14 protein-coding genes are annotated in these 19,952 nt (G+C 69.3%); 11 read left to right on the forward strand and 3 right to left on the reverse strand.

Going from position 1 to position 19,952, the window contains the following annotated elements; translation table 11 throughout:
* Window positions 1-5 precede the first annotated feature (5 nt).
* From IP92_RS15520 to IP92_RS15555, 8 genes are all read left to right on the forward strand, one after another.
* A complete protein-coding gene (locus tag IP92_RS15520; protein ID WP_145876441.1) occupies window positions 6-1,118 on the forward strand; it encodes an ABC transporter substrate-binding protein in 1,113 nt (370 codons plus the stop codon).
* A 1-nt stretch (window position 1,119) separates the two neighbouring features.
* The gene (locus IP92_RS15525) at window positions 1,120-5,136 is read left to right on the forward strand and encodes an EAL domain-containing protein (RefSeq protein ID WP_145876443.1); all 4,017 of its coding nucleotides are present in this window, start codon (window positions 1,120-1,122) and stop codon (window positions 5,134-5,136) included.
* A 71-nt stretch (window positions 5,137-5,207) separates the two neighbouring features.
* The gene (locus tag IP92_RS15530; RefSeq protein WP_145876459.1) at window positions 5,208-5,468 is read left to right on the forward strand and encodes a hypothetical protein; all 261 of its coding nucleotides are present in this window, start codon (window positions 5,208-5,210) and stop codon (window positions 5,466-5,468) included.
* A complete protein-coding gene (locus tag IP92_RS30795; RefSeq protein ID WP_371860939.1) occupies window positions 5,459-5,695 on the forward strand; it encodes a hypothetical protein in 237 nt (78 codons plus the stop codon). The genes IP92_RS15530 and IP92_RS30795 overlap by 10 nt, the downstream gene beginning before the upstream one ends.
* A 414-nt stretch (window positions 5,696-6,109) precedes the next feature.
* Window positions 6,110-7,969 (forward strand): thiamine pyrophosphate-binding protein, encoded by a 1,860-nt coding sequence (locus IP92_RS15540; protein WP_229418806.1) that lies wholly within the window; start codon window positions 6,110-6,112, stop codon window positions 7,967-7,969.
* A 1-nt stretch (window position 7,970) separates the two neighbouring features.
* Window positions 7,971-8,771: a citrate synthase family protein gene (locus tag IP92_RS15545; RefSeq protein WP_145876461.1), complete on the forward strand. Its 801-nt coding sequence runs from the start codon at window positions 7,971-7,973 to the stop codon at window positions 8,769-8,771.
* Window positions 8,768-9,583 (forward strand): citrate synthase family protein, encoded by an 816-nt coding sequence (locus tag IP92_RS15550; RefSeq protein ID WP_145876463.1) that lies wholly within the window; start codon window positions 8,768-8,770, stop codon window positions 9,581-9,583. Before IP92_RS15545 ends, IP92_RS15550 begins: the two co-directional genes overlap by 4 nt.
* Before the next feature lie 90 nt (window positions 9,584-9,673).
* On the forward strand, window positions 9,674-11,770 hold the full coding sequence (locus IP92_RS15555) for a TonB-dependent receptor plug domain-containing protein (protein ID WP_145876465.1): 2,097 nt from the start codon (window positions 9,674-9,676) through the stop codon (window positions 11,768-11,770).
* A gap of 325 nt (window positions 11,771-12,095) precedes the next feature.
* Here the strand turns inward: IP92_RS15555 and IP92_RS15560 are convergent, their stop codons facing one another.
* Window positions 12,096-12,548, reverse strand: a complete 453-nt coding sequence (locus IP92_RS15560; RefSeq protein ID WP_145876468.1) for an Hsp20/alpha crystallin family protein — start codon at window positions 12,546-12,548, stop codon at window positions 12,096-12,098.
* A 199-nt stretch (window positions 12,549-12,747) separates the two neighbouring features.
* Here IP92_RS15560 and IP92_RS15565 point away from each other — a divergent pair, with 199 nt between their 5' ends.
* Genes IP92_RS15565 through IP92_RS15575 form a run of 3 tightly spaced genes read left to right on the forward strand, consistent with a single transcriptional unit; the run spans window position 12,748 to window position 17,922 of the window.
* The gene (locus IP92_RS15565; protein ID WP_145876469.1) at window positions 12,748-13,584 is read left to right on the forward strand and encodes a universal stress protein; all 837 of its coding nucleotides are present in this window, start codon (window positions 12,748-12,750) and stop codon (window positions 13,582-13,584) included.
* Between the two features lie 37 nt (window positions 13,585-13,621).
* Window positions 13,622-15,409 (forward strand): PHA/PHB synthase family protein, encoded by a 1,788-nt coding sequence (locus IP92_RS15570; RefSeq protein ID WP_145876472.1) that lies wholly within the window; start codon window positions 13,622-13,624, stop codon window positions 15,407-15,409.
* A complete protein-coding gene (locus tag IP92_RS15575; RefSeq protein WP_145876474.1) occupies window positions 15,406-17,922 on the forward strand; it encodes a cation-translocating P-type ATPase in 2,517 nt (838 codons plus the stop codon). Before IP92_RS15570 ends, IP92_RS15575 begins: the two co-directional genes overlap by 4 nt.
* Here IP92_RS15575 and IP92_RS15580 read toward each other — a convergent pair whose 3' ends face one another.
* Window positions 17,923-18,951, reverse strand: coding sequence for a 2-hydroxyacid dehydrogenase (locus tag IP92_RS15580; protein ID WP_145876476.1), 1,029 nt, complete (start codon window positions 18,949-18,951; stop codon window positions 17,923-17,925).
* Between the two features lie 46 nt (window positions 18,952-18,997).
* On the reverse strand, window positions 18,998-19,771 hold the full coding sequence (gene fnr / locus IP92_RS15585; protein WP_145876478.1) for a fumarate/nitrate reduction transcriptional regulator Fnr: 774 nt from the start codon (window positions 19,769-19,771) through the stop codon (window positions 18,998-19,000).
* Between the last annotated feature and the right edge of the window lie 181 nt (window positions 19,772-19,952).

Genomic DNA, 19,952 nt, shown 5'->3' on the forward strand with positions numbered 1-19,952 from the left:
ACAACATGATCCGTACCCGTCTTCGGCGCGCGCTGGCGTGCGCCGTCATCCTCGCCCTTTGCTGCAAAGAGGCCGTTGCGTCCCCCACGATCGAGCTGCCCGGCGTGCCCGCGCAGGCGCGCGACACGGTCGGCGCGCTGTTTGAAACGATCGATGGCGGCATCTCGTCGATGGCCTGGCCTGCGGAAGTGAAGCACGTCACGCTGGCCCAGCTGGAGGACCAGCTGCGCCGCCCGGACGTGCGCGCGTCGATCGGCAAGGGCACGATCGCGGTGCTGTATCCGAACGTCGAGCAGCCGTTCCGCTCCGCGTTCACCAGCATGATCCAGGGGATCGAGGAACGTACCAGCCTGCCGGTGCGCAGCTATCCCGTCGATACGCGCATCGAGGCGAACGAACTGAATGCGATGCTCAAGCAGAACGGCACCAAGGTCGTCATCGCGCTGGGCCGCCAGGGGCTGGCTGCCGCAGCGGGACTGGACCGCGACATCTCCGTCGTCGTCGGCGGCGTGCTGCTGCTGTCGGACGCCGACAACGTGGCCGGCATCAGCCTGACGCCCGACCCGGCGCTGCTGTTCGCCCGCCTGCACGCGCTGCTGCCGGACCTGCGGCGCGTGATCGTCGTCTACAACCCGAAGAATTCCGAGTGGCTGATCCGGCTGGCCCGCGAAGCGGCGCGCTCGCAGGGCCTCGAACTGGCCGCCTACGTGGCCGGCGACATGGCGCGCGCCGCCCAGCTGTACCCTTCCCTGATCTCCGGCGCGGATGGCCGGCGCGACGCCGTCTGGCTGCCGCACGACGCCACGACGGTCGAGGAAAGCACGATCCTGCCGCTGGTGCTGCGCGAAACGTGGAACGCCGGCGTGCCGCTGTTCTCCAGTAACGTGCAGCATGTGAAGAAAGGCGCGCTGTTTGCGATGGTGCCGAACAACGTGGAGATGGGCCGCACCCTGGCCAGCTCCGCGATGGGCATGCTGAACGGCGGCAGCCGGCGCGGCAGCCTGGCGCCGTCGCGCACGTTGCAGACGGCGATCAACGTGCGCACCGCCAGCCACATGGGCCTGCAGCTCGGCCACCAGCAGCAGCGCAGTTTCGACTTCGTGTTCCCGCAGCCGTAACATGTTCGACAAATACCTGCGCCGCACCGCGTTCGGCCTGCAGCTGTCGGTGATCGTCTCGGCGGCGATCCTGGGGCTGGCGCTGTTCTCGTCGCTGATGAACTCGATGCAGGCAAGCTCGCGGATGCGCGACTACTTCATCGGCCAGGGCCAGCGCATCGCCGACACGTTCGCCCGCCAAAGCACGCTGGCCTTGCTGTTCCACTCGCCGGAAAACGCCCGCGACGTCGTCGGCAGCACCCTGGCCTTCCCGGACGTGACGGGCGTGCAGATCACCGACGCGAAGAACCGCGTGCTGCTGTCGCAGGCGCATGGCGGCAAATGGGTGCTGCCGCCGCCCGTCGACGCCGCGCCGGAACGGGCCCGCCTGATCGCCGAGAACGGCGATGCGTGGCTGTTCGCCGCGCCCGTGCTGGGCGGCCAGACGGAAGCCTCGCCGTTCGACATGCAGGAACAGAAACCGCAGCTGCTCGGCTACGTCCACGTGCAGGTCGGCAAAGGCACGCTGAACAAGCTCACATGGTCGCTGATGCTGGGGAACCTTGCGATCACGTTCTCCGTCGCGGCGATCCTGCTCGTCACCGTGCGCCTGTTGACGCGGCGGATGACGAATCCGCTGGCCGCGCTGTCGAACCTGATGCGGCGCGCCCGCGCCGGCGAGTCGCAGTTGCGCGCCGAGGCGGCCGGCCCGCGCGAACTGATCGACATGGCCCATGCGTTCAACCAGATGATGACGGTGCTGGAAGAGCGCGAGCAGGAGCTGAAGGAGTCGCGCGACGCGGCCGTCAACATGGCGCAGGTCAAGGCGCAGTTCGCGGCTACCGTCAGCCACGAGGTGCGCACGCCGCTGAACGGCGTGGTCGGCATGCTCGACATGCTGCGCGAGATGGAACTGACGCCGCGCCAGCAGGAATGCGTGGATGTGGCGTGGAACGCGTCGCGCACGCTGATTGAACTGATCAACAACATCCTCGATTTTTCGAAAATGGACGCGGGCAAGCTCGCGCTGCAGGAATCGGACTTCGAGCTGGCCAAGCTGCTGGCCGAGACGATCGAGCTGGTGGCGCGCCCGGCGCACCAGAAAGGCGTGGCGATCGGCTACGACGTGGCGCCGGGCGTGCCGGCGGCGATCCACGCGGACGCGCTGCGCCTGCGCCAGATCCTGATCAACCTGCTCGGCAACGCCGTCAAGTTCACCGAGCGCGGCGAAGTGACGGTGCGGGTCAACATGCCGACCGCGGACACACTGCGCTTCATCGTGCGCGACACGGGCATCGGCATGAGCGAGGACGTGCAGCGCATGCTGTTCGAATCGTACGTCCAGCCCGATCCGTCCACGACGCGCCGCTTCGGCGGCACGGGCCTGGGCCTGGCGATCTGCCGCCAGCTGACCACGTTGATGGGCGGCGAGATCGGCGTCACCAGCACGTTCGGCGAAGGCACGACGTTCGAATTCACGATCCGCTGCGCGGCCGCGCTGCTGCAGCCGGAACCGCCGGCGGCCGCACGGCTGCCGGCGCTGCCAGGACCCAGCGCGCCGTATCGGGTGCTGGTCGCCGAGGACAACCGCACCAACCAGATGGTGGCGGCCGGCATGCTGTCGCTGCACGGCTGCGTGTGCGAGTTCGCGTCGAACGGCCGCGAAGCCATCGAGGCGGCGCAGGGCGCCCGCTTCGACCTGATCCTGATGGATTGCAGCATGCCGGAGATGGACGGCTACGAAGCCACCGCCCACATCCGCGTGTTGGAACAGGCGCTGGGCCGGCGCACGCCGCTCGTCGCGATGACGGCGAACACGCAGCGCGGCGATGCCGAGAAATGCCTGGCCGCCGGCATGGACGATTACCTGGCCAAGCCGATCACGCTGGTCGAGCTGCGCCAGAAGCTGGAGCGCTGGCTGCCCCACGCGGACGAGGCGCTGCCGCCCGTCGTGCACGAAGCGCACACGGGCACCGTGCCGAACCAGGACGGCGTCATCGACCGCGCCGTGTTCGACAAGCTGCGCGAAATTCTGGGGCCGGCGCTGCCGCAGGCCGTCGAGCCGTTCCTCGAAGACGCGCCCGTGTACCTGGCCGAACTGGAACAGGCGCTGATCGCGGAGAACGCCCCCATCGCCCGGGCCCGCGCCCACGCGCTGAAAGGCGCGGCCGGCAACCTGGGCGCCTATGCCCTCGCCTCGCTGGCGCAGGAAGCGGAACACCTGGCGACCCAGGACGACACGGCGGCGATCAAGCCGCTGCTGCCGGCGCTGCGCGAGGCGCATGCGGCCGTCGACCGGCTGCTGCGCGCGGAAGTCGATACGCCGCAGGCCGACAGCGAACTGCCGCTGGCGGCCCAGGCCCACGTGCTGATCGTCGACGACGACCGCAGCACCCGCACCACATTGCGCCACACGCTGCAGCGCGACGGCTTCCTCGTCGAGGAGGCCGAGGATGGCGCGCAGGCGCTGGCGATGCTGCCGCGCTGCCAGCCGGACGTGATCCTGATGGACGCGGTGATGCCCGTGATGGACGGCTTCGAAGCGTGCGCGCGGCTGCAGGACATGCCGGGCGGCAGCGGGATTCCCGTGCTGATGATCACGGCGCTGCAGGACAACACGTCCGTCGAGCGCGCGTTCGCGGCCGGCGCCTCCGACTACATTCCGAAGCCGATCCACTATGCCGTGCTGTCGCAGCGGGTGCGCCGCATCATCGAGGCCAATCGCGCCGAGAAGAAGATCCGCCACCTGGCCTACAACGACCTCCTGACCGGGCTGCCGAACCGCACGCTGTTCTTCGAGCTGCTGGCCCAGGGCATCGAGCGCGCGGGACAGCACCAGCAGCAGCTGGCCGTGCTGTTCATGGACCTGGACCGCTTCAAGTACGTCAACGACAACCTGGGCCACGACGTGGGCGACCGCCTGCTGGTGGCTGTCGCCAAGCGGGTGCGCCAGAGCGTGCGCAACGTCGATGCGGTGGCGCGGCTGGGCGGCGACGAATTCACCGTCGTGCTGGGCGACCTGGATGGCCCGGCCGGGGCGGCCGCCGCCGCGCATGCGATCTGCCGCGCGCTGGAAAGCCCGTTCCAGATCGACGGCCACGACATCTTCGTCACCAGTAGCGTCGGCATCGCGATGTACCCGCACGACGGTACCGACGTCGCCACGCTCGTCAAGCATGCGGACAGCGCGATGTACCGCGCCAAGCGCACCAATACCGGATTCAAGTTCTACGAAGCGTCGATGGAACAGTCGATTTCCGAGCACGTGCGGCTCGAGAGCGACCTGCGCCGCGCGCTGGAGCAGGAGCAGCTGGAGGTCTACTTCCAGCCGCAGGCGACCGTCGAAGCGGGCCGCATCGTCGCGATGGAAGCGCTGGTGCGCTGGCGCCATCCGACGCGCGGCATGGTGCCGCCCGCCGAGTTCATTCCGCTGGCCGAGGAGACGGGCCTGATCAATCCGCTGGGCGACTGGGTGCTGCGGCGCGCGTGCGCCCAACTGCAGCGCTGGATCGCCGACGGCCTGCCGCCGCTGCGCGTCGCCGTCAACCTGTCCGTGCGCCAGTTGCTGCAGCGGGGCTTCGCCGACACGGTGCGCCAGGTGCTGGCCGAGACGCGGCTGCCGTCCCACCTGCTGGAGCTGGAGATCACCGAAAGCACGCTGATGGAAAACGCGCAGGATACGCTGGCCGCGCTGCATGCGCTGCGCGACCTGGGCGTGCGGCTGTCGATCGACGACTTCGGCACGGGGTACTCGTCGCTGTCGTACCTGAAGCGCTTCCCCGTCGACATCATCAAGATCGACCGCTCGTTCGTGCGCGACGTGCCGCAGGACGTCGACGACGCCGCCATCGTCACGGCGATCATCGCGCTGGCGCACAGCCTGCGCCTGGAAGTCGTGGCCGAGGGCGTCGAAACGGAAGCCCAGCTGCACTTCCTGCAGGCGCGCGGCTGCGACCTGCTGCAGGGTTATCTGCTCAGCCCACCGGTGCCGGCGGCGCAGTTCGCGCAGCTCGTCGCCGAGCGGGAAGCCGCCGCCTGAGCGGCTTGCCAGGGCGCTGTTCGCCGCCGCTCGAACAGCGCCTTTGTCAAGGGCGCTGTGCCCCGGCCGTGTTGGAACGAACTGAACTTCCCGGCTGTTGTGTTGTCTCAGCTGTATCGACGGCAGCGATACGGGAGCATGACTGCATCCTCGTCGCGCGCGATCGCGGCGGGAAGACGCGGGACTGGTGGACGGGGCGCGGCCGCGTCACCGGCAAGCAGCTGTCTTCGTGCCTGCCGAAGGCACTGGATACGGACGCCGTGCTGGTGACCGATGGCGCCGACGCCTACCGCGCCTCCATCGCTGCCCATCCGTTGACCACGTGGCGCTGAACCTCGCGCGCGATATCCGGAAACGCGACCCCTACCACCTGCAGAACGTGAACCACTATCGCAGCCGCTTCAAGACGTGGCTGCGCACGTTCCTCGGCGTGGCGAGTCGCTACCTGCCGAACTACCTGGGCTGGCGCCATGCACTGGGCGGCGGCCGGATCACGACGCCGGCGGACCTGCTGAAATCCGCGCCGGGCTGGCGCACCCGCGCGGCAGCGGCGTGCTGAGTAACCGCGAAACCGCGGCATGCGGACCTACCCCGGCCTCGGAATCCAACAGGGTCGGGTGACAGCGCCTTTGTTAAATCGGCCGGCATATTTTTTTAAAAACTCCACCGCCACCGACACCGCTACATTCCCTCCCGTTTCCGCTTGTATTCCCGACGCGCGCCGTGCTGTCGCGCGCCCATCCGGCTGCCCCGCCCCTCTGGATTCCCGCCCTGCGCCCGGCCGCCGCACCAGCTTGTTTCCGTTCGCCCGGAAATTTCTTTTTAGTAATTTTTATATCCGGCGAGCAATTCTCACCAAAATACGCTATCATTCCGCACCGCAGCAAAATTCCGTTCATTAACAAAGAATAACTTCGATGGCCCGCACCGGCGAACCCGGCGCGGCCGCTGTCCATTTAACTGGGAATTCAGCATGTTCGACACGACCGTCGCGCCGTCACAAGCCGCGCGCCCGCAGCAGCACTCCGCATCCCTCGACATGGCCGACCTCTTGGTCGCCTACCTGGAACAACTTGGCATCGACTACGTCTTCGGCATTCCCGGCGGCGCCATCGAGCCGCTGTACAACGCCATCGCGCGCAACCAGCGCCGTGGCGGCAACCTGTCGCACATCGTCGCGCGCCACGAGGCCGGCGCGGCGTTCATGGCCGACGGCTATGCCCGCGAGACCGGCAAGATCGGCGTCTGCGTGGCCACGTCCGGCCCCGGCGCGACGAACCTGATCACCGCCGTCGCCACGTCCTACGGCAACGACGTGCCGCTGCTCGTCATCACGGGCCAGCCCGCGCTGCCGTCGTTCGGCAAGCACGGCCTGCAGGAATCGGCCTGCACTGGCATCGACGTGATGGCGATGTTCCGCCACTGCACGCGCTACAACTCGCTCGTGTCGCATGCCATGCAGCTGGAATGGAAGCTGATCACCGCACTGCAGCACGCGATGCGCGCGCCGCGCGGGCCCGTGCACCTGTCCGTGCCGGTGGACGTGTTCCGCGCTCCCGCCCTGCAGCAAAAGCCCACGTACGACCTGAACGCGCTGCTGCAACCGGCGGAACTGGTCGACGACGGCGCCATCGAACGCCTGCGCCAGATGCTGGCGGACAGCCGCAAGGTCGTGATGCTGATCGGCGGCGCCTGCGGCGACGCGATCCACGCGATCCTGCAATTCGCCGTGCTGAAAGGCGCCACGTTCGTCACGACGCCGGACGGCAAGGGCCTCGTCAGCCCGCAGCACCCGCTCTATCGCGGCGTGTTCGGCTTTGGCGGCCACGCCGCCGCCGAGATGGCGCTGCGCGATCCCGAAGTGGACATGATCCTGGCGATCGGCTGCAGCATGGGCGAATGGAACACGGGCGGCTGGAACGCCAGCCTGCTCAACGAGCGCCTCGTGCACATCGACGAATCGGAAGAACACCTGGCCCGTACGCCGATGGCGCGCGCCCACCTGCGCGGCAGCCTGCTGCCGATCTTCACGCGCCTCGTCGAACGCACCCACCAGGTGCGCCGCGACGCCGTCATCGAGTTCGAACGCCGCCGCACGGCCCGCACGCTGGATGCGATCGACTGGGAACCGGACAGCATGCTCGACTCCGCGGCCGCCTTCACCAGCGATGCCGCGCCCGTCAAGCCGCAGCGCCTGATGCGCGAGCTGTCGCTCATGTTCCCACCCAGCACCCGCTTCTTCGCCGATGCCGGCAACAGCGTGGCCTGGGCCGCCCACTACCTGCAGCCGCACGACCGCCGCCTGGGCGAGCGCCGGCTGGAGGAAGGTCCGGCCCAGCGCAAGCGCAGCGCGGGCCGGCGCCGCAGCAACGGCGGCTGGCTGCGCCTGACGAGCCACTTCGCGCCGATGGGCTGGGCGATCGGCGCCGCCGTCGGGACGGCGGCCGCCAATCCGGACGTGCCGGTCGTCTGCATCACCGGCGACGGCAGCATGCTGATGAGCGGCCAGGAACTGTCGGTGGCTGTCGCCGAGCAGCTGTGCGTGATCTTCGTCGTGCTGAACGACGGCGCGCTGGGCATGGTCAAGCACGGCCAGCGCCTCGGTGGCGGCGAGCGGATCGGCTATGCACTCCCGCCGACCGACTTCGCGATGCTGGCCCGTTCGCTGGGCGGCCAGGCGTTCACGATCCGTTCGCCCGCTGACCTGGAAGCGCTGGACATGCAGGCCATCTGCAACCACCCCGGCCCGACCATGCTGGACGTGCACATCGACGGCGAGGAAGTGCCGCCGATGGCCAGCCGCCTGCGCGTGCTGCTGGACGACGGAGCCTGACATGCGCGACACGCGAGAACTCGAAGCGCCGGCAGCGGCCGTGCGCGACCTGGTCCACACGCGCATCTGGCGCGAGGAAGCCCAGCCCGATAATCCGTTCGCCGCCCGCACGGCGTTCTGCCGCGGCTACGACGTGTTCGGCACGCTGGCCGGCAATGCGCGCTGGATCGAGATGCTGGTACTGCTGCTGCGCGACGAACTGCCCGGTGACGCGGCGCTCGATGCGCTGGAAGCACTGGCCGTCGCATTGGCCAACCCGGGCCCGCGCGACCCCTCGGTGCATGCCGCGATGTGCGGCGCCGTCGGCGGCTCGGCCGCGGCGGCGGCGCTGATCGCCGCGCTGTCGGTCGGTGCCGGCCGCATCGGCGGCGCGCGCGAAGTGCACGATGCGATGACGATGTGGCGCGACTGCGGCGGCGATTTCGCCGCGTGGCTGGCCTGGTGCGAACGGGAACAACCCGTTGATACGTGGCCGGCGCGGGAACACGTGCCGGGCTGCGATCCGCATGGCGTCGCGACGCCGCTGCCGGTCATGCAGCTGCTTGGCGCCGTCCGCAGCGCCGGGGCGCGCACCCGCTGGCTGGCCGAGAACGTCGAGGCGGCCCGCGCCGCCATCGGCCGGCCGCTGGCGCTGATGGGCGTCGCGGCCTGCGTCTTCACGGACCTGGGCTTCACGCCGGCCGAAGGCGAGATGCTGACCTTGCTGCTGCGCCTGCCCGGCGCCGCCGCGCACGCGCTGGAGCAAGGCGAAACAGGCTTCAAGCGCTTCCCGTTTTATTCGGTCGAACTGGAGGCCGCATGAACGGGCCCGAACTGCTGCAACGCCACGCCGGCAAGCTGACCACCAGGGTCGGCGCCTGCTGGCCCGGCAGCCATGCGATCTTCCGCGGCCGCGACCTGCACCGCGAGCTGTCCGACGCGGACTGGGTCGACCTGTACGTGCTCGGCATCGTCGGCCGCCGGCTCGACCCGGCCGAGGTGCGCCTGCTGCACGCGATCTGGGTCAACACCAGCTATCCGGACGGCCGGCTGTGGAACAACCGCGTCGCCGCGCTGGCCGGCAGCACGCGCTCTTCCGCCAATCTCGGCATCGTCGCCGGCCTGGCGCTGTCGGAAGCGCAAGTGTACGGCGGCGGCGCCGGCATCCGCGCGTTCGCCTTCCTGCAGCAGGCCGCCGCGGCGATGGAAGCCGGCGACGACCTGGAAGCGCTGGTGCTGGCCGAGGCGCGCGCGCGCCGCATCTACGGCTACGGCCGGCCGATCAATTCGACCGACGAGCGCATCCCCGTCGTGCGCGCCATCGCCGGCCGGCTGGGCCTGGACCAGGGCCCGCACCTGCGCGCCGCCTACGCGATCGAGCGCATCCTGCTGCCGCACTGGCCGCAGCTGCGCATGAACTATGCGGCGCTGCACGCGGCGCTGATCGCCGACATGGGCCTGACGGTGCGCGACTACCAGCTGCTGCGTGTGCCGACATTCCTGGCCGGAATGGCGCCGTGCCAGGCCGAAGCGGCCGCCCGGCCGGCCGGCACGACGTTCCCGACGCCCTGCTCCGGAGTCGCCTACCACGGGGTTGCCGAGCGAACGTGGCAACGGCGCCGCACTCCAGACTGATTTTTCGTGTGCATCTTTCATTGCTCAGGCTACAATGCAATCGTTTGTATTCGGCAAGAGAAGTGAGGAGCGCTTGTGAAGTTGCAGAACATGAGGCGGAAAACCCTGGTAGTGCTGGTTGCCTGCGCACTGCCGCTGGCAGGTGCGCTGGCCCAGCCGGCCACGGAAGAAGAGGAACTGAGCCTGGTCTATGGCGACAACGACAGTGTCAGCATTGCCACCGGCAACAGCATGACGTTGCGCCGCGCCCCCGGCGTCGCCACCGTGATCACGGCGGCCGACATCGCGGCGATGGGCGCCACGGACCTGGACCAGGTGCTGGAAACGGTGCCCGGCCTGCACGTCAACCGCAGCGCCAACAACTACACGCCGCAATATGTCGTGCGCGGCATCGTCAGCCAGTTCACGCCGCAGCTGCTGGTGCTGCAGAACGGCGTGCCGGTGACGACGGCCTTCACGGGCAGCAAGGGCAATCTGTGGGGAGGCTACCCCGTCGAGCACATCGCCCGCATCGAGGTGATGCGCGGCCCCGGCTCGGCGCTGTACGGTTCCGACGCGTTCTCCGGCGTCATCAACATCATCACCAAGGCGGCCACCGACACGCCGGGCACCGAGATCGGCGCGCGCGCCGGCTCGTTCCAGACGCGCGACGGCTGGGTGCAGCACGGCGGCATGATCGGCCCCGTGCAAGTGGCGGCCTACCTGCGCCGCGGCAGCAGCGACGGCTTCAAGCGCATCATCGAGGCGGATGCGCAAACCCGCAACGACGCCCTGTTCGGCACCCATGTCAGCCTGGCGCCCGGCCCCGTCAACGTGGGCTACACGGCCACCGACGCGAACCTGGAGCTGTCGTACCGGCAGTGGAAGGCGCGCTTCGGCTACAAGCTGCGCGACGACCTGGGCACCGGCGCCGGCATCTCCTCCGCGCTGGATCCGACCGGCCAGCAGCGCAGCGAGCGGATCACCACGGGCCTGTCGTGGGCCGATCCGAACGTCACGCGCAACTGGGGCTTCGGCGCCGCGCTGAACACCCAGCACTACGAGCAGGAATTCCCCGTCGACTTCATGCTGCTGCCGCCGGGTACCAGGCTGCCGACCGGGACGTTCCCGAACGGCATGCGCGGCGGTCCGGACGAATACGAACGGATCGTGCGCCTGTCCGCCTGGGCCGATTACAGCGGCTGGGATGATCACCACGTGCGCATCGGCGTCGGCCACGACGACCTGGACATGTACCGCACGCACGAGAGCCGCAACTTCAACTACACGCCGGGCGGGACGCCGATCCCGCTGCCGGCCGTGGTGGACTTCGTCGACACCGATCCGTTCATCCTGCCGCACCGGCGCCGCATCGATTACATCTACCTGCAGGACGAGTGGCGCCTGGCGCAGGACTGGAACCTGACGGCCGGCGTGCGCCACGACCAGTACTCGGACTTCGGCGGCACGACCAATCCGCGCGTCGCGCTGGTGTGGGATGCCAGCTACGACCTGACCGCGAAGCTGCTGTACGGCCGCGCGTTCCGGGCGCCGTCGTTCAACGAAAGCTACAGCATCACGAACCCGGTCGCGCTGGGCAATCCGGACCTGAAGCCGGAAAAGAACAGCACGGTGGAACTGTCGTTCGCGTGGCAGGCCACGGCCGACGCGCAGCTGAACGCCACGCTGTTCCACTACGATATGAGCAACATCATCCGCACCGTCGCCAACCGCATCCCGAACACGGGCGCGACGTATGCGAACACGGGCGACCAGATGGGCCGCGGGTTCGAACTGGAAGGCACGTGGACGCCGCTGCGCACCGTGCGCATGGTCGGCAATTACGCCTACCAGCGCTCGGTCGACAAGGCCACCGACCGCGACGCCGGCTATGCGCCGCACCACCACGTGAATGCCCGGGCCGACTGGCAATTCTCCAGCGGCATGATGGCCAGTTCGCAGCTGAACTGGGTGGGCGAACGCCAGCGCGCCGCCGGCGACGCCAGAGCCCCGCTGGGCGGCTACACGACGGTGGACCTGACCCTGGGCACGCGCCGCAACCGGCAGGGCTGGAACTTCACGGCCTCGGTGCGCAACCTGTTCGACGCGGACGTGCGCGAACCGAGCCTGGCACCGGGCCTGTCGATTCCGAAGGACCTGCCGATGGCACCGCGTGCGTTCACGGTGCAGGCCGTTTATACGATGTAAGGGTCAGACCCGGATCCCGGGTCTGACCCTAGACGCTGCATTTTGGGGTGAAAGCAGGCGCTGCACGGGCTCATGCTGAGACCCAAGACCCAACATCTGGGGTCAGACCCGGATCCCGGGTCTGACCCTAGACGCTGCATTTTGGGGTGAAAGCAGGCGCTGCACGGGCTCATGCTGAGACCCAAGACCCAACATCTGGGGTCAGACCCGGATCCCGGGTCTGACCCTAGACGCTGCATTTTGGGGTGAAAGCAGGCGCTGCACGGGCTCATGCTGAGACCCAAGGCCCAACATCCTTGGGTCAGACCCCGGCGGGGTCCGACCCTCAGGTGATCTGCACCTTGCGGCCGTTGCCGCCCGCCTTCTTCGGCAACGTCAGCGCCACCACGCCGTTCTCGTAGCGCGCCTGCGCCTGGGCTTCGTCGACGGGCTTGTCGAGCGTGAACGAACGGTATTGCTGGCCGTAGTAGCGTTCGCTGCGCACCAGCTTGCCTTCCTTCTTCTCGTCGTGTTCCTGGCGCGTCTCGGCAGAAATCGTCACGCGGTTGCCGTCGACGTCCACGTGGATGTCTTCCTTCTTCACGCCGGGAATTTCCGCCTTCACGCAATAGCCCTGCTCGCTTTCGGACACGTCCAGCCGCATCGCAGGCTGCGTGCCGTGGATGCCGCGCCCACCGAAGTCGCGCAGCAGCTCTTCCACATTGCGCAGCGGATCGAAGCGGCTCAGTTCGGAGCTCAGTCCGGAAAACGGATCAAAGTTCATCAGATGATTGGCCATGATGTCCTCCTTCTGCTTCATGTTCTGCATCCGTTAGTTTACGCCGCCCGCGCGCAGTTTCAACACCCCGATCTTTCGTGCCGTATTTGACCTTTATCAAATAAGCGGACTGACTCGCGACAAGGACGCTCGTACACTGGTCTACGGACACCTACCAATCACGGCGCCGTGCCGCGGTGCCATACCGAAGGAGTGAACCATGTACAAGACCATCGTGGTGCATGTGGATGACAGCCCGCAGCTGCGGCCCCGCCTCGCCGTCGCGGCGCGCCTGGCCGCGCTGAACGAAGGCCACCTCGTCGGCAGCGCCGTCACCGGGATCAGCCAGCGCGATTACCTGCTGCTCGGCACATCGCCGATGGGGGCGCTGCCGGACGGCGACTTCGACAAGCTGCGCGAGCGCGCCGAGGGCCAGCTGCAAGGCTTCACGGCCGAGATGCAACGCCTCGGTGTCGCGTCGTGGGAGCAGCGCACCGTCGAGGACGACGCCGAGCACGCGCTGCTGCTCGAATCGCTGTACGCCGACCTGATCGTGCTGAGCCGCGGCGCCCGCGCGCGCAGCCGGGTGCGCCTGATGACTGACCTGTCCGAATACGTGGCGCTGCACTGCAGCCGCCCCGTCCTCGTCGTGCCGGACGACTATCCGACGGACGAGGTCGGCAATACGGTCGTCGTCGGCTGGAACGCCGGCATGGAAGCGTCGCGCGCGATCGCCGGCGCGCTGCCGCTGCTGAAAACGGCCAAGTCGGTGCTGGTCGCCCTGATCAACGCGGACGAGATGACGGAGCGGCACGGCGAGCAGCCGGGTGCCGACCTGGCCACCTACCTGGCGCGCCACGGCGTCAACGTCGAGGTGGTGCGCGAGCGCAGCGACGCCGGCACGGCGCCGGCGCTGATCGGCCTGGCGCGCGACGCCGGGGCCGACCTGCTGGTGGCCGGCGCATATGGCCACAGCCGCTACCGCGAATGGATCGCCGGCGGCGTCACCCGCGGCCTGCTCGAGAAGATGACGATGCCGCTGCTGATGGCGCACTGACCATGCGCCCCACCATCCCCACCAGGGGAGCCCGGCCATGACGCGGGTTCCCCTTACCTCCTACTGTGCCTATCAACCGGAAGGCAGCGCCTGGCAAGGCGGCACATTGCATGAGACCCCGGAACGGGGCACCGACAACGCCGCGGCCGACCTGCTGCTGAACGCCATCCTGGCGCGGATGACGAACTCCGTGTCGCCGGCCGCGCTGGCGACGGCCTGGTTCGACTGGGCCAGCCACCTGCTGCTGGCGCCGTCGAAGCAGCAGGAACTCTTCGTGCAGGGCACGACCAGCGTCGTCAGCTGGCTGCGCTATGCGGCCGAGGCCGTGCAACCCCATTGCGACCCGTGCCAGGTGATCGAACCGCTGGCGCAGGACCGCCGCTTTGCCGATCCCGGCTGGCAGCGCTGGCCGTACAACGTGCTGTCGCAGGGCTTCCTGCTGCAGCAGCAATGGTGGCACCACGCCACGATGGGCGTGCGCGGCGTGTCGCCGCACCACAGCGAAGTCATCACCTTCGTCGCACGCCAGCTGCTCGACTGCGCGGCACCGTCTAACTTCGTGCTGACCAATCCCGTCGTGCAGGCCGCCACGTTGCAGGCCGGCGGCATGAACCTGCTCTCCGGTGCGATGCGTGCGGCCGTCGACGCCAGCAAGGCGCTGGGCGGCACGCCGGCGGACAGCGCCTTCATGCCGGGCCGCGACGTGGCGATCACGCCCGGCAAGGTGGTGCTGCGCAACGAACTGATCGAGCTGCTGCGCTACGACCCCGTCACGCCGCAGGTCCATGCGACGCCGCTCCTGATCGTGCCCGCATGGATCATGAAGTACTACATCCTCGACCTGTCGCCGCACAACTCGCTGGTGCGCTACCTGGTCGGCAAGGGCCATACCGTGTTCATGATCTCGTGGAAGAACCCGCAGGCGGACGACCGCGACCTCGGCATGGAGGACTACCGCCGGCTCGGCGTGATGGCCGCCATCGACGCGATCTGCGCGCAGACCGGCGCGGCAAGCGTCAACGCCTGCGGCTACTGCCTGGGCGGCACCTTGCTGTCGATCGCCGCGGCCGCCATGGCCCGCGACGGCGACGACCGCCTGGCCAGTGTCACCCTGCTGGCCGCGCAGGTCGACTTCACGGAACCGGGCGAGCTGTCGCTGTTCATCGACGAGAGCGAAGTCAGCTACCTGGAAGCGGCGATGTGGAGCCAGGGCTACCTGGACACCCGCCAGATGGCCGGCGCGTTCCAGCTGCTGCGCTCGAACGACCTGATCTGGTCGCGCCGGCTGAAGCACTACCTGCTGAACCTGCCGGACCGCGATACCGACCTGATGGCGTGGAACGCGGATGCGACGCGCATGCCGTACCGGATGCACTCGGAATACCTGCGCCAGCTGTTCCTGCACAACGACCTGGCGCACGGCCGCTACCAGGTCGACGGCCGCCCCGTCGCGCTGACGGATGTCGAGGTCCCGATGTTCGCCGTCGGCACGCTGACGGACCACGTGGCGCCGTGGCGTTCCGTCTACAAGATCGTACTGCTGGCCGATACGGACGTGACGTTCCTGCTGACGTCCGGCGGCCACAACGTGGGCGTCGTCGCGCCGCCGGACAGCGGCAAGCGCAGCTACCAGATCGCCACGCACAGCCAGGACACGGCGTTCATCGACGCCGAGCGCTGGCACGCCTGCGTGCCCGTCGTGCAGGGCTCGTGGTGGCCGGCATGGGAAGCATGGCTTGCCGACCAGGCCGGGCCGCTGATGCCGCCGCCGCCGGCCAGCCCGGCCCTGGACGCGGCGCCGGGGCGCTACGTGCTGCAACCATGACGGTGCCGGACGACGCCGGCCTCGCGTCCGCCGAGGCCGCGCGCCGCCTGGCCCGCGACGGCCCGAACGCGCTGCCCGAGCGCGAAGCGCGCACCGCATGGACCATTGCCGCCGATGCGGCGCGCGAACCGATGTTCCTGCTGCTGTGCGGCGCCGCCCTCCTCTACCTGCTGCTGGGCGAGGCGCTGGAAGGCGGCGTGCTGGCCCTGATGGTCGGCGTGACGATCGGCATGACGCTTTACCAGGAAGGCAAGACGGAACGGGCGCTGCAGGCGTTGCGCGAGCTGGGCAGCCCGCTCGCGCTTGTGCTGCGCGACGGTACCAAGCAGCGCATCCCGGCGCGCGACCTCGTCGCCGGCGACGTCATCCTGCTGGCCGAGGGAGCGCGCGTGCCGGCCGATGCGCTGCTGCTGTCCTGCCACGGCATCATGGCCGACGAAGCGCTGCTGTCCGGCGAATCGGTCCCCGTGCGCAAGGCCGTGGCGGCCGGCGATCCGGGTCCGGCGCGGCCGGGCGGCGACGACCAGCCGTGGGTCTATTCCGGCACGCTGATCGTGCAGGGCCAGGGCCGTGCCCGCGTCACGGCGACGGGGCCGCGCAGCGAGATCGGGCGGATCGGCGCATCGCTCGGCACAGTCGTGCGGCCGCCGTCGCCGCTGCAACAGCAAAGCGCCCAGCTGGCACGCAGGTTCGCCGCGCTGGGACTCGGAATTAGCGCGCTGCTCGTGCTGGTGCTGGCCGCGCGCGACGGTCAGTGGCTGCAGGCGCTGCTGGCCGGCGTGGCGCTCGCGATCTCCGTGCTGCCGGAAGAGTTCACGGTGATCCTGACGGTGTTTCCCGCGCTGGGCGCGTGGCGGCTGGCGCGCGCCAACGTGCTGACGCGCCGCCTGGCCGCGATCGAAACGCTGGGCGCGACGTCCGTGCTGTGCGTCGACAAGACGGGCACCTTGACGGAGAACCGGATGACGTTGCGCCGGCTGTGGCAACGCGGTATCGCGGCGCAGCCGGGGCCCGGCATGCCGCCGGCGCTGCTGGACGTGCTGCGCACGGCGCTGCTGGCCACGCCGGTCCGTTCCCACGATCCGCTCGAACACGCGCTGCAAGGCCGTGCCGGCCTGCTGCCCACCCCCGCCATCCCGCCGGGATGGACGCTCGTCCACGAATACCCGCTCAGTGCCGAGCGCCGTGCCTTGATGCAGGCCTGGCAGCCGGCGGACGGCGGCCCCGCGCTGCTGGCTGCGAAGGGCGCGCCTGAAACGGTGATCGCGCTGTGCCGTATCGCGCCGGCGCAGCGCGAGGCGGCCCTGCAAGCCGCGGCCGCCATGGCGGCGGACGGCCTGCGCGTGCTGGCTGTCGCCGCCGCGTTCCACGACGGCGCGTGGCCCGTGGACCCCGCCGGCCTGCCGTTCGAGCTGGCCGGCCTGTGCGCGCTGGAAGACCCGCTGCGTGCCGACATCCCGGCCGCCGTCGCCGCGTGCCAGGCGGCCGGCCTGCGCATCGTGATGATCACCGGCGACCATCCCGACACGGCGGCCGCCATCGCGCGCCAGGCGGGCTTGCGCAGCGCCGCCGTCGTGACGGGAGCGGAGCTGGAGGCGCTGGACCCGGCCGCGCTTGCCGAGCGGCTGGCGACGGTGGACGTGTGCGCGCGCATCGTGCCAGAACAGAAGCTGGCGATCGTGCAGGCGCTGCAGCGCGGGGGTGCCGTGGTCGGCATGACGGGCGACGGCGTCAACGACGCGCCGGCGTTGCGCGCGGCCGACGTGGGCATCGCGATGGGCAAGCGCGGCACCGACGTGGCGCGCGAGGCGGCCGAGCTGACCCTGCTGGACGACCGCTTCACATCGATCGTCGAGGCGATCGCGGCGGGCCGGCGTATCTTCGCCAACATGGGCAAGAGTATGGCGTACGTGGCCGCGATCCACGTGCCGATCGCCGGCATGGCGCTGCTGCCGGCGCTGTTCGGCTGGCCCGTGCTGCTGTATCCGCTGCACATCGTGTTCCTCGAACTGGTGATCGATCCGGCCTGCGCACTCGTGTTCGAGAACGAGCCGGCCGAGGACGACGCGATGCGCCGCCCGCCGCGCGCACGCGGCAGTCACCTGTTCAGCGGCGCCGCGATCGCCCGGGCCGTGCTGGAGGGGGGCGCGGTACTGGTGCTGCTGGCGGGCGCCTACGCATATGCCGTCGCGCACCTGCCGGCGCCGCAGGCCCGCGCATTCGGCTTTGCCGCGCTGGTACTGGCGAACCTCGCGTTGCTGCTGTCGCACCGGGGCCGGGACGGCAGCGCGCTGGCGGCGCTGCGCATCGCCAACCCCGTGTTCTGGGCGATCGCCGCCGCGGCGCTGGCCGCGCTGGCGGTGACGTTGTACGTGCCGCCGGCCGCCGCGCTGTTCCGTTTCACGGTGCTGGACGCGGGCCTGGCCGGCGCGGCGGCCGGCGTCGGCCTGCTCACGGTGGCGGTACTGGAACTGGCCGGGCGCCTCGTGCCGGCGCGCCGCCGGGCCGCCTGATCACGCGGCCGGCAGCAGGTGCGCGCACGGCTGGCCGGCGCGCCAGCACTCCAGGTTGTCGAAGGTGATCGCGGCGATCTCGCGCAGCGCCTCGATCGTGAAAAAGCCCTGGTGGCCCGTGATCAGCACGTTCGGGAACGTCGTCAGGCGGCCGAACACGTCGTCGGCGATGATCTCGGACGAATGGTCGCGGAAGAACAGCGCGCTTTCCTGCTCGTAGACGTCGATCGCCAGCGCGCCGAGCCGGCGCGACTTCAACGCGCCGATCACGGCGGTCGTGTCGATCAGGCCGCCGCGCGACGTGTTCACCAGCATCGCGCCCTGCTTCATGCGCCCCAGGGTCGCGTGGTTGATCAGGTGGTGGGTGGCCGGCATCAACGGGCAATGCAGCGATACGATGTCCGATTCGGCCAGCAGGTCGTCCAGCGGCACCATGCTGCCCAGTTCCTCGAACGCGGGCGCCGGATACGGATCGTGGCCCAGCACCCGGCAGCCGAAGCCGCGCAGGATGCGCGCCGTGGCCAGGCCGATCTTGCCGGTACCGACGATGCCGGCCGTCTTGCCGTGCAGGTTGAACCCCAGCAGCCCATCGAGGGCGAAATTGCCTTCGCGGACGCGGTTCCACGCCCGGTGCGTGTGGCGGTTCAACGTGAGGATCATCGCCAGCGCATGCTCGGCCACGGCTTCCGGCGAGTAGGCGGGCACGCGGGCGGCAAACATGCCGAGGCCGGCCAGCGTGCCCAGGTCGACGTTGTTGAAGCCGGCGCAGCGCAGCAGCACCGCGCGCACGCCGGCATCGTGCAGCTTGTGCAGCACGGCCGCGTCCAGCACGTCGTTGACGAACACGCACACGGCGTCGCAGCCTTGGGCCAGCACGGCGGTGCCGATATCGAGCGCGGTGTCGTGATAGACGATGTCGACGCTCGCGCGGCCATGCTGGGCAAGGCCGGCACGCGCTTCCTCGAAGAAGCGGCGGTCGTACGGCTGGGCGGAAAACAGCGCCAGCCGGGTCGATTGCGGTACGGCCATCGGGGTCCTTTCAGTTGACGGGCCCGCCGATTCTAGCAAAGGACCGTCAGGCGGCGCGCTGCTGCCGTTCGTCGAGCGCCGGTTGCAGGCCGGCGGCCAGCGCCACCAGCGCCTCGCGGTCGGTCAGCTCGACCGAGCGCTTGTTCAGCGTGATCCAGCCGTTCTGGCGGAAGCGCGCCAGTTGGCGGCTGATGCATTCGATCGTCAGGCCCAGGTAGCCGCCGATGTCCTCGCGGGACATGCGCAGCTGGAAACTGCGCGACGAGTAGCCGCGCATCGCATAGCGCTCCGACAGGTTCAGCAGGAAGCTGGCCAGGCGCTGCTCGGCGCGCATATTGCCGAGGAAGATCATGACGGCCTGTTCGCGCAGGATCTCGCGGCCCATGATGCGGTGGAAGTGCGCCATCAGGCGGGGGATCTGCACCAGCAGTTCCTGCAGCTTCGCATACGGGATCTCGCACACTTCGCTGTCCTCCAGCGCGATCGCCGTGCTGGCGTGCTGGCCCGTGCCGATCGAGTCGATGCCCAGCAGTTCGCCGGCCATCTGGAAGCCGGTGATGTGCTGGTCGCCGCGGCGGTCCGTCTGCACGCTCTTGAAGTGGCCGAAGCGCACGGCGTACAGCATGCCCGACTGCTCGCCCATGCGGAACAGCACGTCGTCACGCAGCACGCGGCGGCGCCGGCCGATGATCTGCTCGAGCCGCACCACTTCGCTGTCGGACAGGTTCTCCGGCAGGCACAGCGCGCGGAACGCGCACTGCGCGCAGCGCGCCGCGGTGGGCCGGGCGGCGGTCGGTTCGGGGTGCAGGACGATGTGCATGGTGGCCTCTTTGTATTTGTGGTGCGATTTGCAATGAGGCCAGTATCGCTCCTGTAGACGCGAAGCGGCAGCGGGTAAGGCGGCGACTTCGTGTAGGGCATCCACTACACGGCCTGTCCGATCAGATGAGGCGCTGTTCGCTCACCTAACGCGAACCGCGCCTAGATGATGGCGCTGTCAC

The sequence above is a fragment of the Pseudoduganella flava genome (assembly GCF_007830495.1).
Taxonomy (GTDB): domain Bacteria; phylum Pseudomonadota; class Gammaproteobacteria; order Burkholderiales; family Burkholderiaceae_D; genus Rugamonas; species Rugamonas flava.

Coding starts and splice junctions, on each gene's coding strand:
- IP92_RS15520 (WP_145876441.1), top strand. CDS start 6: ATGATCCGTACCCGTCTTCGGCGCGCGCTGGCGTGCGCCGTCATCCTC.
- IP92_RS15525 (WP_145876443.1), top strand. CDS start 1,120: ATGTTCGACAAATACCTGCGCCGCACCGCGTTCGGCCTGCAGCTGTCG.
- IP92_RS15540 (WP_229418806.1), top strand. CDS start 6,110: ATGTTCGACACGACCGTCGCGCCGTCACAAGCCGCGCGCCCGCAGCAG.
- IP92_RS15545 (WP_145876461.1), top strand. CDS start 7,971: ATGCGCGACACGCGAGAACTCGAAGCGCCGGCAGCGGCCGTGCGCGAC.
- IP92_RS15550 (WP_145876463.1), top strand. CDS start 8,768: ATGAACGGGCCCGAACTGCTGCAACGCCACGCCGGCAAGCTGACCACC.
- IP92_RS15555 (WP_145876465.1), top strand. CDS start 9,674: ATGAGGCGGAAAACCCTGGTAGTGCTGGTTGCCTGCGCACTGCCGCTG.
- IP92_RS15560 (WP_145876468.1), bottom strand. CDS start 12,548: ATGGCCAATCATCTGATGAACTTTGATCCGTTTTCCGGACTGAGCTCC.
- IP92_RS15565 (WP_145876469.1), top strand. CDS start 12,748: ATGTACAAGACCATCGTGGTGCATGTGGATGACAGCCCGCAGCTGCGG.
- IP92_RS15570 (WP_145876472.1), top strand. CDS start 13,622: ATGACGCGGGTTCCCCTTACCTCCTACTGTGCCTATCAACCGGAAGGC.
- IP92_RS15575 (WP_145876474.1), top strand. CDS start 15,406: ATGACGGTGCCGGACGACGCCGGCCTCGCGTCCGCCGAGGCCGCGCGC.
- IP92_RS15580 (WP_145876476.1), bottom strand. CDS start 18,951: ATGGCCGTACCGCAATCGACCCGGCTGGCGCTGTTTTCCGCCCAGCCG.
- fnr (WP_145876478.1), bottom strand. CDS start 19,771: ATGCACATCGTCCTGCACCCCGAACCGACCGCCGCCCGGCCCACCGCG.